Source organism: Neomoorella sulfitireducens (assembly GCF_024733845.1).
GTDB classification, from domain to species: Bacteria; Bacillota; DSM-521; order Neomoorellales; family Neomoorellaceae; genus Neomoorella; species Neomoorella sulfitireducens.
The window spans coordinates 204,132-217,336 of sequence record NZ_JANRHG010000002.1 but is presented as its reverse complement, the minus strand read 5'-3'; the positions used below and the strand labels follow the sequence as shown (position 1 = coordinate 217,336).

Below are 13,205 nucleotides of genomic sequence, written 5' to 3'. Positions count from 1 at the left end.
AGGAACTAAGCAATGCCTGAAGGCACAGAGCTGAAATTCGAAGAGGCTTTGCAGAAACTTGAGGGTATTGTCCGGGCCCTGGAAGGAGAAGGCTTAACCCTGGAGGATTCTTTGGCGTATTACCAGGAAGGGATCAGGTTGGTACGCCTGTGCCGGCAGCGCCTCCAGGAAGTCGAGGGCAAGCTCCAGGCCCTTCTGGTCCAGGAAGGCGAAGTTATGTTTAAAGAAATATCTTTATCCGGGGGTGGCGGTAACGGAGATTGAAAGCTATCTGGCATCCCGCCAGCAACTGGTTCAGGAAGCACTGGAAAAAAGCCTGCCGCCGGCGGATAGTTATCCGCCGGCCGTTCATCGAGCCATGCGTTACAGCCTTTTTGCCGGGGGGAAGAGGTTGCGACCCATTCTGGTCCTGGCGGCGGGTGAAGCTGTGGGCGGCGCCCCTGAACCTTTGCTGCCGGCCGCCTGTGCGGTGGAATTAATTCATACCTATTCCCTTATTCATGATGACCTGCCGGCCATGGATAATGACGACTTTCGCCGCGGCCGGCCTACCTGCCATAAGGTTTTCGGTGAAGCCGTAGCCCTGCTGGCCGGGGATGCCCTTCTCACCCAGGCCTTTGCCGTTTTGAGCCGGGTAGAGGGTGGTATCCCGGCGGCGAAAGTTCTCCAGGCCATCGGCGAGCTGGCCGCCGCCGCCGGCAGCCAGGGGATGATCGGCGGCCAGGTAGTGGATATGGAGGCCGAGGGCCGGACGGTTACCCTGGAAACAATTAATTATATCCATACCCACAAGACCGGCAGCCTTATCCGCGCCTGCCTGCGCCTGGGCGGTATCTTAAGCGGCGCCGGCGAGGAACCTCTGGCCATTTTAACGCGTTACGGCGAAAACCTGGGCCTGGCCTTCCAGATAACCGATGATATTCTCGATGTTGAAGGCGATTTTACCCAAATGGGGAAAAAAGGTGGCATGGATGCGGCCCGGGGTAAGGCAACCTATCCGGCATGCCTGGGGCTGGAGAAGGCAAAAGAGATAGCCGGCGAACTCTGTGCCGAAGCGCAGGAGTTAGCCCGCTCGCTGGGGCCGGCGGCCGAACCTTTATACCTTCTTGCCGGCTACGTTCTTGCAAGGCAGGGATAGACAAAATCCCAGGATAAAGGTGCCCGGGGCAGGGAGAAAAGGCATACCGGCGCTGCCTGCAGGTAAGCACCATAGAAGGCTTAAAGCCAGGAGGGGCTTTTAAAGGCGGTGCTTGCCCTTTAGGGACGAATGTCATATAATAATTCCTACCAGAAAAGTTAATATGGTGGGTGGCGCAGTATTCTAGTCAGGGCCACCATCTTTGAAGACGGGCCTAAAAATCCGTTAAGGGCACACCGATGAAGTTCCTGGTGCTGGCTGTCGACGCCCAGTCGAGGGTTGGTACTGGGAGTTAAGGAGGGGGGGCGATCTACAATGGCATGTAGGCGTGGACCCTTCCTCCGTGGAGACCCAGGTGCGTGGGAAAGTTCCTGCGGCAGGAATGATTACTATGGCCTGGGGTAGAAACCTGCAGTCGGTACAAAGGGTGCTGGCTGCAGCGTAGCCTGCCTTGAGCGGTAGTGGTGGATGCGGGTGTTAAACACCTTTAAAGGTCTTAGCCAAGATCTACTGGCTATAGCGGAAACCACTACTGCAAAAGAGGCTAAAAGATGGCCGGCCTTGTTGAGGAAAACTCCTAGACTGTTTACCGCCCGTAAGGCTGGCCGGGGATTAAAGTATGCGCTAAGTGGCAATCCAGTCCTGCTCCCGGCGACGGTGCAGGGTACCCTTTAAAGGGAAACCGCCACGGGCGGCGACGCGTGGTAGGGTGCCGGGAAAACCTACTGGACCTAAGCCATAACATTTACCCGGGCAGTTGCCACCCACCAAAATTACATAATCCTTATCATATATGGAGGCAGAAAACACATTTGGCCAGAACACAAGGTCGTTCCTCCTGGAAAAATGCCCTGACTATGGGCGGAGGAACTTTTTTTATAGCCATGGCCGTAGGCTATGGTTCCCAGGTGTTCCTGGGTAAAATAACTTCAATAATTTTAACCTTTTCCCTGTTGCTGATAATCATTGTAGCAGGTATTGCTTTTGATATTATAGGGGTGGCCACGGCGGCTGCCAGTGAAGTACCCCTGCATGCCCGGGCGGCCAAAAAAGTTCCCGGTGCCCGCCAGGCCCTTGGCTTATTACGCAATGCCGAACGGGTTGCCACTTTTTCCACCGATGTGGTGGGGGACGTCTGCAGTACCTTGAGTGGTGCTGTTGGTGCGGTAATTATTTTACGCCTGGCGGGACAGCATGGAGCGGAAGATTTGATGGTCAGTACCATCATGACGGCCATCATCTCGGCTGTAACAGTAGGGGGTAAGGCCCTGGGCAAGGGATTTGCCCTGCGCCAGGCTAATGATATAATATTTTTTGTGGGCAAGTTATTATATGGTATAGAAAAAATGACCGGGTGGCGCCCCTTTAACTATACCTCCCAGAAAGGACGGCGGCCATGAACCTGCTTGACAAAATCAGGGAACCGGCTGACGTAAAAAAATTGAATAATGCGGAACTCGACAAGCTGGCGGCGGAAATACGCCGGGAGCTGGTCAGGACGGTAGCCCGTACCGGCGGCCACCTGGCGCCCAACCTGGGAGTAGTAGAATTAACCCTGGCCCTGCACAGCGTTTTTGATTTGCCCCGGGATAAAATTATCTGGGACGTAGGCCACCAGTGTTATGTGCACAAGATGCTTACCGGACGGCGCTCCCAGTTCAGCACTTTACGCCAGTTTGGTGGTTTAAGCGGCTTCCCAAAAAGATCCGAAAGCCCCTATGATGCCTTTGATACCGGGCATAGCAGCACCTCTATTTCTGCCGCCCTTGGCCTTGCCCTGGCCAGGGATTTAAAGGGTGAAAACTACCAGGTGGTAGCAGTCATAGGGGATGGGGCCCTGACCGGCGGCATGGCCTTTGAGGCAATGAATCATGCCGGTCATCTGAAGACGAATATGATTGTAGTGTTGAATGACAATGAAATGTCCATTTCCGGCTCGGTCGGTGGTATGGCTTCCTATCTCTCCCGCCTGCGGACGGATCCCATGTATTCCAGGGGCAAGGAGGAGCTGGAAAATTTACTCAACCGCCTGCCCCGGGTGGGTCCCCGGGTATTAAAGATTATCGATCGTATAAAGGACAGTTTTAAATATCTTGTCGTTCCGGGTATGCTTTTTGAAGAACTGGGCTTTACCTACCTCGGGCCCATCGAAGGACATAATATACCCCGGCTCAAAGAAGTGCTGCAGCGTGCCCGTGGAACCCGTGGTCCGGTCCTGGTGCATGTAATTACAACTAAAGGCAAAGGCTATCATCCTGCCGAAACCAATCCCGGCCGCTATCATGGCGTCGGCCCCTTTGATCCGGAAAACGGCGAACCTGTAACGGCAGGAGGACCGCCGTCTTTTACTTCTGTCTTTGGTGCCGAACTGGTACGCCAGGGGGAGAAAAACAACCGCCTGGTAGCTATTACGGCGGCCATGCCCGACGGAACGGGACTTATCCCCTTTGCCCGGCGCTTCCCCGGACGCTTTTTTGACGTCGGCATTGCCGAGCAGCACGCCATGACCATGGCCGCCGGTCTGGCAGCCGCAGGTTTAAAACCTGTCGTGGCTATTTATTCTACCTTCTTGCAACGGGCCATAGACCAGGTCATACATGATATTGCTTTGATGGAACTCCCCGTAGTCCTGGCCATTGACCGGGCCGGCCTGGTGGGTGAGGATGGAGAAACTCACCAGGGCCTCTTTGATCTGGCTCTCCTGCGCAGTATCCCCGGCGTGGTAATCATGGCCCCCAAAGACGAGCAGGAATTACGGCATATGCTGGTTACAGCCATCCAGCATCCAGGACCAGCAGCCCTGCGTTACCCCCGGGGTGCCGGCGTTGGTGTACCGTTAACCGGCACGGCCCAGCCCTTGCCTGTAGGCAAAGGGGAGATCCTGCGCCAGGGCAAGGATGTTGCCATCATTGCCCTAGGTCCCATGGTTTATACGGCCCTTACTGCAGCAGAAGAACTGGCCGCCCGGGGTATCGAAGCGGCAGTCATTAACCCGCGCTTTGTTAAGCCCCTGGACGCCGATTTAATCCTCACCTGGGCCGGTAAAACCGGTTGCCTGGTTACGGTTGAGGAGCACCTCCTGGCCGGGGGGTTTGGCAGCGCGGTCCTGGAATTGCTGGCGGCCGGTGGGATGAAAAGGGTAAGGGTGCAATGCCTGGGGATTAGAGATCAATTTGTCAGCCATGGTAAACCAGCTGAATTGCGGGAATACTTAGGTTTGACACCGGAGGGGATCGTCAAGGCCGTCCAGCAGGTAATTGAAGAGGAGCCAGTACTAGACAAGCGTAAATTTGGTACCAGGGAGATTTACGGTGGCTAGGCAAAGACTGGACGTGTTGCTGGTACAGCGAGGATTATTTGGCAGCCGGCAGCAGGCACAGGCTGCCGTAATGGCCGGCGAGGTGCTGGTCAACAATGTACCGGCAGACAAGCCCGGGGAGAAGGTCCCGGTTGATGCGGAGATACGCCTCACCGGCCAGCCCCTGCCCTATGTCAGCCGCGGCGGTTTAAAGCTGGAGAAGGCTTTAAAGGTTTTTAATATTGATTTGCACCATAAAATAATCCTGGACGTAGGCGCGTCCACCGGGGGGTTTACCGACTGTGCCTTAAAACACGGCGCCTCCCGGGTTTATGCTGTTGACGTTGGTTACGGGCAGCTTGCCTGGTCGCTGCGCCGGGATCCGCGGGTGATTGTCCTGGAAAGGACCAACGCCCGTTACCTGGAAAGGAATACCCTGGGAGAGGCTGTTGACCTGGCCACCATTGACGTGGCCTTTATATCCCTGGCCAAAATACTACCGGCAGTCCTCCGCTGCCTCAAACCCGAAGGAGAGATTATTGCCCTGGTTAAACCCCAGTTTGAAGCCGGCCCGGGCCGGGTCGGCAAAAAGGGGGTTGTACGTGACCCGGCTGTACACCGGCAAGTTTTACAAGAAGTAATGACGGCGTCAGCAGCCTTGGGTTTAAAAATATATGGTTTAACCTGGTCGCCCATTAGCGGCCCGGAGGGTAACCTGGAATTTCTCCTCTGGCTGGGATTAAAAGACCGGGGCCTAGCAGCAGGAGACTGGCAGCAAGTTATTGAGCAGGTAGTAACCGCAGCCCACAGGGAAGTGCGTTAATTTCAAAGCGGGGGAGACAATTGCAGCAGATAGGTATGGTGGCCAACCTGGATAAGCCGAAGGCCAGGGAAGTAGCCGTGGAAATCATTGCTTACCTGGAAAGCCGCGGTGTGCGGGTACTGGTATCAACCAGCAAGGCTATCGCCCTGGGTTGCCCGGAAAAAGGCGTGCCGGAAAAAGAGCTGGCAACTGCCGGCTGCCTCCTGGCGTTAGGTGGTGATGGTACCCTCCTGCGGGCGGCGCGGATAGTTGCCGGTGCCGCTACACCCATCCTCGGCGTTAACCTGGGTCACCTTGGTTTTTTAACCGAAGTAGAGCTGGCCGAACTTTATCCCGCCCTGGATAAACTCCTGGCCGGTGATTACCGCCTGGAAGAGCGAATGATGCTCCGTGGAGCCGTCAGGCGTCCGGACCAGGTGATCTCCTGCCAGGCCTTAAATGACGTGGTAATTACCAAGGGCGCCTTTTCCCGGATGCTTCGCCTGGAAGTTTATATCGGCACTGCTTATCTGGATACTTACCCGGCCGATGGTCTCATTATCTCCTCACCTACCGGGTCTACTGCTTATTCCCTGTCGGCAGGCGGGCCCCTGGTGTCACCAGAACTCCAGGTAATTATTTTGACACCCATCTGTCCCCATACCCTTTACAGCCGTCCCCTGGTGGTCCCTGCGGAACAACAAATCAGGGTCCATGTGCATGCCACCGGAGCGGAAGTTATGCTTACAGTTGACGGCCAGCAGGGGTGGCGCCTGGGAAACGCCGACGTCGTTACCGTGACCAAAGCAGAAACACCTACACGTTTGATACGTTTAAAAAATAGCACCTTTTACAGCCTGGTGCGAGAAAAATTAAGGGAAGGGGGAAGCCGGTCTTATGACGAAAGCCAGGCGCCAGCAGCTGATTCTGGAAATAATAACCAGGACTCCAGTAACTACCCAGGAACAGCTGGCCCGGGAACTCATCAAGCACGGGCTTAAGGTTACCCAGGCTACCGTTTCCAGGGATATTAAAGAACTGGGCCTGGTGAAAGTGCCGGCAGGAGAGAATTTATATCGTTACGCTGCCCCCCCGGGGCAACCCCCGGTGAATGTCTATGGCCGTTTGCAGCGCCTCTTTGAAGATTCTGTGATTAAGATAGACGATAGTGAAAACTTGATTTTAATCCGCACCCTGCCGGGGACGGCCCATGCCGTTGCCTCCTGCCTTGATAATGTGGCCTGGCCGGAGATCATAGGGACGGTAGCCGGGGATGATACCATCCTGGTCATTGTAAAACCAAAAGAAGCTGTGGCTGAGGTCTTGAGGCGTTTTACCGAGCTAAGGGAAGGGTGAAGCCATGCTCCAGGAACTACAAATTGAAAATTTTGCCCTGATCGAATCCCTGCACCTGGACCTGGAACCCGGGCTAACGGTCCTTACAGGAGAAACCGGTGCCGGCAAATCCATAATAGTTGATGCCGTGGGGCTTCTGGTAGGGGCGCGGGCATCAGCGGAGTATATCCGAACCGGCGCCGAACGAGCCCTGGTTAGTGGCCTCTTTCAGGTTGCCGGCATACCCGGATTGGAAGAAATCCTGAACGAATTCGGCATTCCCCTTGAGGCCGACGGCAGCCTTTTGCTCAGCCGGGAAATCAGCCGCAGCGGTCGCCACAGCTGCCGGGTTAACGGGCGGAGTCTCACTTTAAGTATGTACCAGAGGATTGGCCAGATGCTGGTCGATATTCACGGCCAGCACGCCTACCAGTCCATCTTGAGGCCTGCTTCGCAAATGGATCTCCTGGATGGAGTAGCCGGTTTAATGGCATTGAGGGCGCAGGTCAAAGGACTCTACATAACGTGGCAAAATTTACAAAATGAACTAGAGGAACTTGGCGGTGACGAAGCGGCAAGGGAACGGCAACGGGACCTGCTGACCTACCAGTTAAAGGAAATAGCTGCTGCCAATTTAAGCCCGGGTGAAGATGAAGCATTACTCCGGGAACTGGAGATCCTGAATAATGCGTCCAAACTGGCCGAAGGAGCTGCGGCAGTTTACGCTGCCCTTTTTGGAGAAGATGGCAGGTCGGCTTACGACCGCATCGGCCAAGCGGAGGCAATTTTGGCTACCATGGCTGCCATTGACACCGGTCTAAAGCCATGGCAGGATTTGCTTGCGGCTGCAGCCGCCCAGGTAGAAGAGGTGGCCCGCGGGATACGCCGCTATGAAGAAAAGTTAGAGTACGATCCCAATAGATTAAAAGAGATCGAAGACAGGCTGGAATTAATTAAAAATTTAAAACGAAAATATGGTCCCGATATTAGAGCAATTTTACAATACCAGGAGCAAACGGCGGCAGCTTTAGAGGAACTGGATCGCAGGGCGGCGATGGTGGTTAACCTGGAAAAAGATATGACAGCTGCTGAAGCCAGGTACAGGGAAGCAGCCCTGCATTTGCGCCGGCAGCGCCTGGAAGCCGCCCGGAAAATCGCGGCGGAAATAACCGCTGTACTCCGTGAAATGGCCATGCCGGCAGCACGGCTAATGATAGACTGTACAGAATCACCCCGGCCAGGCCCTGGCGGAATGGATACGATAACATTTCTTTTCCAGCCCAATCCCGGGGAAGGGAGCCGTCCCCTGGCCCAAATTGCATCCGGAGGGGAGATGGCCCGGGTAATGCTGGCCTGCAAGAGTATTTTAGCGGAAGTTGACGCAGTCCCTACTTTAATATTTGATGAAATTGATGCCGGCATCGGCGGCGCCGCTGCCCGTGCCGTGGCCAATACCCTGGCGGCCATTGGCCGCCGCCACCAGGTTCTCTGTGTTACCCATTCGGCGCAACTGGCCGGTGTTGCCGGGCAGCATTACCGTGTGAGTAAGATTGTACGGGACGGCCGTACCTTTACCAGCATCGAAAAATTAGCGGGTGAGGCCCGGGTGGAAGAACTGGCCAGGTTGTTATCGGGGGAAACCAGTCCCATCGCCAGGAAGCATGCGGCCGCCCTTTTAGAACAGACCCGGTCCAAAAAATGAAATTTATGTCATTGACTTTAAAAATCTTAAATTATCTCTTTTATACTTCCTAATGCTGTCTGTAACTCCTCCTCAGGACGTTTTTAACAGCATAAAAGCAACGGCCTGAGGTTATTTTATGTTTAGAATGTAAAAATAAAATCCTTGAATTTAATGGAGGTGATGTCCTTGAAACGCCTGGGGCACCGGGTTTTCGGCCTGGTGCTGGCGGCATTATTATTGTACGGAGGAATGCTCCCGCCGGTGCGCGGCTTTTTTAGTCTTCCATGGATGTTGCGCCAGTCAACAACGTCGCCTTTTAACCTGAGCTGGGAACTGCCGCCGGGACTGGCACGGCAGGTAGAAATACAGGCCGCCAGCCTGGATAAAGCCAGTACTGATGGCCAGGAGCAGCCGGGCTGGTGGCAGCTCCAGTTGAAATTATTTGGTGTCATTCCCCTGAAAAATATTACTGTGCAAATGGTCCAGCCGGTTAGTGTTTTTCCCGGCGGCCAGTCTATTGGGGTGCTGCTAAAAACAGAAGGGGTTATGGTGGTAGGGCAGGCAGCTGTAATAGACGCCCGGGGCAACAAGTTTTACCCGGCGCAAAAGGCAGGGCTGGAAACGGGCGATACAATTTTAGCTATTGATGGCCAGGAAGTCAGTAGCGATCAGGAAGTGGCTTCTTTGATCGATGCTGCCGGCCGGGGCAACCGTCCTCTTAGGTTAACTGTTAGAAGGGGCGAGCGCCTGCTAAGCATTGATATCCAGCCCGTATACTGCCAGGAGACGGGACGGTACCGGATCGGCGTGTTTATCCGGGACAGCACCGCCGGTGTCGGCACGTTAACTTTTTATGACAGGGACAAGAATATTTTTGGCGCGTTAGGGCATATGGTCAGCGGTGACGGCCAGGAAAAAATAAACCTCAGCGGCGGCCGGATTGTCGCGGCCGCAATCCAGGGGATTCACCAGGGAAGACGGGGCCAGCCCGGAGAAAAAATAGGTGTCTTCCTGGAAAATAGCAAGTTCAGCGGCATTATCCAGAAGAATACAACAGTTGGGATATTTGGGACGATAACCGGTGACATTCCAGGTTATTTTACCTCACCCTTGCCTGTTGCCCTGGCGGAGACGGTACGCCCGGGCCCGGCCGAGATCTTAACAGTAGTTGAGGGAGAGAAGGTAGAAAGGTTTCAAGTCGAAATTGAACGGGTAATGCTTAACCAGCGGGCCAGCGGGAGAGGGCTTATCATCCGGATTACCGATCCCCGGTTGCTGGCTTTAACAGGGGGAATTATCCAGGGTATGAGCGGCAGTCCTATTATCCAGGAAGGGCAACTGGTAGGGGCTGTAACCCATGTATTTATCAACGATCCTGCTAGGGGATACGGGGTGCTGGCCGAATGGATGCTCCAGGAGACAGAACTAGTCGCATCAGCCAGGGGACTGCCGTCGAATCCCCTGGTAGCATACATATAATGGTAAGTTGATGTTGGATAACCAAAAGTTTTGCCTTTTTATGCGAATGGAAGGATTTCCCCTTCCGGCGTCGAAAACTATCTCGTCTAAAAAAATGACACGGGGTACAGGAGGCGGGAGGCAATACATGAAAGAGCCTATCAAAGTATTAATTGCCGATGATAATCGGGAATTTTGTGAAGTACTTGAGGAGTTTTTTAATGGACAACAGGATTTTATTTTATCGGGGATAGCCCATAATGGCCATGAAACCCTCCAGCTTATCCAGGAACAGGAGCCGGATGTAGTGATTTTAGATATTATAATGCCCCACCTCGACGGTATCGGTGTTTTGGAACGCCTCAATGACTTGAATTTCGAACCGCGGCCGAAGATAGTTATTCTAACGGCTTTGGGCCAGGAAAACATGACCGTGCGTTCCATGGAGCTGGGTGCTGATTATTACATACTTAAACCCTTTGACCTGGAAGTTTTGGGCAACCGCCTGCGGCAACTGGCCAGTGGTTACAGCCTTCCGGCAGCTCCGGCCCAAATAAATCGCAACGGCCGCAATATGGATGTTGAAGTGACCAGGATAATCCATCAAATGGGAGTACCTGCTCACATCAAAGGTTATCAATATTTACGCGAAGCCATCCTGATGGTAATCGACGACGTGAGCCTTTTAGGTGCAGTAACTAAAGAGCTTTATCCCCTGGTGGCGCGTAAATTTATGACCACGCCCAGCCGGGTAGAACGCGCCATCCGCCATGCCATCGAGCTTGCCTGGGACCGGGGCAATGTAGAGTTGATGAATAAGTTTTTTGGCTATACTATCAATGTAGAACGGGGCAAACCGACAAATTCAGAATTTATAGCCATGATAGCCGATAAACTCAGGATAGGGGCCAAGATAAATTAAATGAGCATGAAAGGAACTGGCATTTAGCCAGTTTCTTAACTTATTTTGGGAGGAATATAAGCCATGGATCTTACCGAAAAGGTAGTGAAGACTGAACGCATTTACGAAGGCCGTATTTTAAGTTTACGCCGGGACCTGGTGCGATTACCTGATGGTAAGGAAACCAGCCGCGAAGTCGTTGAACACCCTGGCGCCGTAGCAATCATTGCCCTGGATAAAGAAAAAAACGTTTATCTTGTCCGCCAGTACCGCTACCCTGTTGACCGGGTAACCCTGGAGATCCCTGCCGGTAAACTTGATGCCGGGGAAGAACCTTTAAGCTGTGCCCGGCGGGAGCTGGCGGAAGAAGTTGGTCTTAAAGCTGCCGCATGGCAGCAGCTATTAACCTTTTACACCACCCCTGGCTTTTGCGATGAAATTATGTATCTATTTCTCGCCACCGGCCTCGAATGTCACCGGGAAGAAGCCGATGCCGACGAATTCCTGGAAGTGGTACGTTTGCCCCTGGCAACTGCCGTGGCAGAAATATTTTCAGGTACAATCCAGGATGCCAAAAGTATTGCCGGCCTCCTTATCGCCGCGCACCTGTTAGAGGCATAAATATCCCGGAGTGGCATAACTATCTAGGGGAAGATATTTAACGGAACTGCCGGGGAGGGGGAATGGGTGGAGAAGGTCCTTGCCAGGCATATCAGGGACAACCTTGGCCTATATCTCGTCATCATTTTTTCATTCCTGGGAGGAATAATTGTCGGAACCCTTGCCCTTTATTTTTTAGAAAGCCAGCAGGTGACCCGGCTGGCCGCCCACCTGGATAATCTCTTACAACAAATTAATAGCAGCGACATAAAAGGCTATAAAGTTTTATATGATGCTATGATCGATGCCCTTAAAGAAATCGGCCTGGTATGGTTTCTCGGTTTAACGGTAATAGGCATACCGTTAATTATTCTGGTTGTCTTTTTTAAGGGGTTTATCCTTGGTTTTACAGTCGGCTTCCTGGTGCAACAGAAAGCCCTTTATGGAGTGGCCCTGTCACTAATGGCCGTTATGCCCCCCAACTTTATCCAGATCCCGGCCTTATTTATGGCAGCTATGCTGGCAATTTCCTTTTCTATAAGTTTAATGCGCGGCCGGGGCGTTGGTGAAAAGGGTCTTTTACCGCGCTTTTTTAGCTATTCAATTTGTATGATCCTGGTCACGCTACTGGTAGCGGGCGGGGGCCTGGTGGAGGCTTATCTTGCACCGGCTTTTGCCAGGGTAGTACTCAATTATTTTTAAAGTGGGGGGTATAAGAGATGATCGTGGTTACTATTAGTAAATGGCGGCAAAAACTTGTCTGGCTGCTGGCTGCTGTTCTGGTGGCTACTATCTTGCTGAGTCAGATGGCAGGTAGTGACCGTTCCGGCCTGGCAGGTCAAAGTAGTACCCCGGCTACCTGGCAGCAGGAACAGCCGGCTGCAGCCCAGGCTCCCGGTGAAACCGCCGGCCTGGGTGGTTTAATAGAAAGATTAAAGAGTTTTTACCGGGGTGAATAGAGTTTATAGGTGAATAGATTTATAACCCCGCCTCCAGCAGGCGGTTTTTTATGGCTTTTTTTGGTTCCCATAGAGGAGATTTATCTTTATATGTGGAAATAATTTGGTAAACTCAAGGGGAATGGTGGTGCCCTGTGCGTGAGCTTGTGGATGAATTCCTTTATTACCTGGTAGTAGAAAGAGGTCTGGCGGAAAATACCCTCGCTTCTTATAACAGCGACCTGCAGCAGTTTTTACAATACCTGGAAAACAGCAGGGTAAAATCAGTACGCGAGGTCAATCACGGTTTGCTGGTAGCCTACCTGATGAAAATGCAGAGGGAAGGCCGGTCACCGGCGACTATTTCCCAGCATCTTGCGGCCTTGAAATCATTTTACCACTTTTTATTAAGGGAACGCCTGGTCGAGAGTGATCCGACAGTTAATTTGGAATCTCCACGGCAGGTCAAAAAATTACCCCGGGTTTTGACTGTTGAAGAGATTGAAAGGCTGCTGAGCCAGCCGCGACCCGACACCCCGGCAGGTTTGCGCGATAAAGCAATGTTGGAATTGCTTTACGCCACAGGATTGCGCGTCTCGGAACTGGTGGCCCTCAATGTAGATCAGGTAAACCTGGAGGGTGAATTTGTCCGCTGCCTGGGTAAAGGGTCCCGGGAAAGGGTAGTTCCCATGGGTCAGGTAGCCTGTTTCCATGTGCGGACATACCTTGAGAACGGGCGGGGGAAACTAATAAAAAGGAAGACAGAAACGGCTTTATTTGTTAACCAGCACGGCCGGCGTCTTTCTCGCCAGGGGTGCTGGAAAATTCTTAAAGGATATGCAAAGGCGGCTAATTTAAAAAAGGAAATCACACCCCATACCTTGCGTCATTCTTTCGCCACTCATCTCCTGGAAAATGGCGCCGACCTGCGTTCGGTCCAGGAGCTTTTAGGTCATGCCGATATCGGCACGACCCAGATTTATACCCATCTAACCAGAAAAAAGATCCGCGAGATTTATGACCGGACCCATCCGCGGGCGTGATATTATTT

15 protein-coding genes are annotated in these 13,205 nt (G+C 53.1%); 14 read left to right on the top strand and 1 reads right to left on the bottom strand.

What is annotated here, in order from left to right:
• Positions 1 to 12 precede the first annotated feature (12 nt).
• Both xseB and NWF31_RS03935 read left to right on the top strand, forming a co-directional pair.
• Positions 13 to 264, top strand: coding sequence for an exodeoxyribonuclease VII small subunit (xseB, locus tag NWF31_RS03940; RefSeq protein ID WP_258359206.1), 252 nt, complete (start codon positions 13 to 15; stop codon positions 262 to 264).
• Positions 245 to 1,138 carry a polyprenyl synthetase family protein gene (locus tag NWF31_RS03935; protein WP_258359205.1) on the top strand — a complete coding sequence of 298 codons (894 nt, stop codon included), beginning with the start codon at positions 245 to 247 and terminating at the stop codon, positions 1,136 to 1,138. The genes xseB and NWF31_RS03935 overlap by 20 nt, the downstream gene beginning before the upstream one ends.
• A 624-nt stretch (positions 1,139 to 1,762) precedes the next feature.
• Here the strand turns inward: NWF31_RS03935 and NWF31_RS03930 are convergent.
• Positions 1,763 to 1,963 carry a hypothetical protein gene (locus NWF31_RS03930; RefSeq protein ID WP_258359204.1) on the bottom strand — a complete coding sequence of 67 codons (201 nt, stop codon included), beginning with the start codon at positions 1,961 to 1,963 and terminating at the stop codon, positions 1,763 to 1,765.
• Here NWF31_RS03930 and NWF31_RS03925 point away from each other — a divergent pair.
• From NWF31_RS03925 to xerD, 12 genes are all read left to right on the top strand, one after another.
• On the top strand, positions 1,951 to 2,538 hold the full coding sequence (locus NWF31_RS03925; protein ID WP_258359203.1) for a hypothetical protein: 588 nt from the start codon (positions 1,951 to 1,953) through the stop codon (positions 2,536 to 2,538). The two genes, NWF31_RS03930 and NWF31_RS03925, sit on opposite strands and share 13 nt — an antisense overlap.
• Entirely contained in the window at positions 2,535 to 4,457 is a 1,923-nt protein-coding gene (gene dxs, locus NWF31_RS03920; protein ID WP_258359202.1) for a 1-deoxy-D-xylulose-5-phosphate synthase, read from the top strand. Before NWF31_RS03925 ends, dxs begins: the two co-directional genes overlap by 4 nt.
• Positions 4,450 to 5,259, top strand: coding sequence for a TlyA family RNA methyltransferase (locus NWF31_RS03915; protein WP_258359201.1), 810 nt, complete (start codon positions 4,450 to 4,452; stop codon positions 5,257 to 5,259). Before dxs ends, NWF31_RS03915 begins: the two co-directional genes overlap by 8 nt.
• Positions 5,260 to 5,279: 20 nt before the next feature.
• A complete protein-coding gene (locus tag NWF31_RS03910; protein ID WP_258359200.1) occupies positions 5,280 to 6,239 on the top strand; it encodes an NAD(+)/NADH kinase in 960 nt (319 codons plus the stop codon).
• The gene (argR, locus tag NWF31_RS03905) at positions 6,136 to 6,594 is read left to right on the top strand and encodes an arginine repressor (RefSeq protein ID WP_258359199.1); all 459 of its coding nucleotides are present in this window, start codon (positions 6,136 to 6,138) and stop codon (positions 6,592 to 6,594) included. Before NWF31_RS03910 ends, argR begins: the two co-directional genes overlap by 104 nt.
• Positions 6,595 to 6,598: 4 nt before the next feature.
• Positions 6,599 to 8,275, top strand: a complete 1,677-nt coding sequence (gene recN, locus NWF31_RS03900) for a DNA repair protein RecN (RefSeq protein ID WP_258359198.1) — start codon at positions 6,599 to 6,601, stop codon at positions 8,273 to 8,275.
• Between the two features lie 168 nt (positions 8,276 to 8,443).
• Positions 8,444 to 9,736 (top strand): SpoIVB peptidase, encoded by a 1,293-nt coding sequence (gene spoIVB / locus NWF31_RS03895; RefSeq protein ID WP_258359197.1) that lies wholly within the window; start codon positions 8,444 to 8,446, stop codon positions 9,734 to 9,736.
• Between the two features lie 127 nt (positions 9,737 to 9,863).
• Positions 9,864 to 10,637 carry a sporulation transcription factor Spo0A gene (gene spo0A / locus NWF31_RS03890; RefSeq protein WP_258359196.1) on the top strand — a complete coding sequence of 258 codons (774 nt, stop codon included), beginning with the start codon at positions 9,864 to 9,866 and terminating at the stop codon, positions 10,635 to 10,637.
• A 63-nt stretch (positions 10,638 to 10,700) separates the two neighbouring features.
• Positions 10,701 to 11,237, top strand: coding sequence for an NUDIX domain-containing protein (locus tag NWF31_RS03885; RefSeq protein ID WP_258359195.1), 537 nt, complete (start codon positions 10,701 to 10,703; stop codon positions 11,235 to 11,237).
• Positions 11,238 to 11,303: 66 nt separating this feature from the next.
• The gene (spoIIM, locus tag NWF31_RS03880) at positions 11,304 to 11,918 is read left to right on the top strand and encodes a stage II sporulation protein M (protein ID WP_258359194.1); all 615 of its coding nucleotides are present in this window, start codon (positions 11,304 to 11,306) and stop codon (positions 11,916 to 11,918) included.
• A 17-nt stretch (positions 11,919 to 11,935) separates the two neighbouring features.
• Positions 11,936 to 12,175 (top strand): hypothetical protein, encoded by a 240-nt coding sequence (locus NWF31_RS03875; RefSeq protein WP_258359193.1) that lies wholly within the window; start codon positions 11,936 to 11,938, stop codon positions 12,173 to 12,175.
• Between the two features lie 134 nt (positions 12,176 to 12,309).
• Complete coding sequence (xerD, locus tag NWF31_RS03870) at positions 12,310 to 13,197, top strand: site-specific tyrosine recombinase XerD (RefSeq protein WP_258359192.1); 888 nt, start codon at positions 12,310 to 12,312, stop codon at positions 13,195 to 13,197.
• The last annotated feature ends 8 nt before the right edge of the window (positions 13,198 to 13,205 follow it).

Excerpts from the sequence above, each read along its gene's own strand:
- xseB (WP_258359206.1), top strand. The coding sequence starts at position 13 with ATGCCTGAAGGCACAGAGCTGAAATTCGAAGAGGCTTTGCAGAAACTT.
- dxs (WP_258359202.1), top strand. The coding sequence starts at position 2,535 with ATGAACCTGCTTGACAAAATCAGGGAACCGGCTGACGTAAAAAAATTG.
- argR (WP_258359199.1), top strand. The coding sequence starts at position 6,136 with ATGACGAAAGCCAGGCGCCAGCAGCTGATTCTGGAAATAATAACCAGG.
- recN (WP_258359198.1), top strand. The coding sequence starts at position 6,599 with ATGCTCCAGGAACTACAAATTGAAAATTTTGCCCTGATCGAATCCCTG.
- spo0A (WP_258359196.1), top strand. The coding sequence starts at position 9,864 with ATGAAAGAGCCTATCAAAGTATTAATTGCCGATGATAATCGGGAATTT.
- NWF31_RS03885 (WP_258359195.1), top strand. The coding sequence starts at position 10,701 with ATGGATCTTACCGAAAAGGTAGTGAAGACTGAACGCATTTACGAAGGC.
- NWF31_RS03875 (WP_258359193.1), top strand. The coding sequence starts at position 11,936 with ATGATCGTGGTTACTATTAGTAAATGGCGGCAAAAACTTGTCTGGCTG.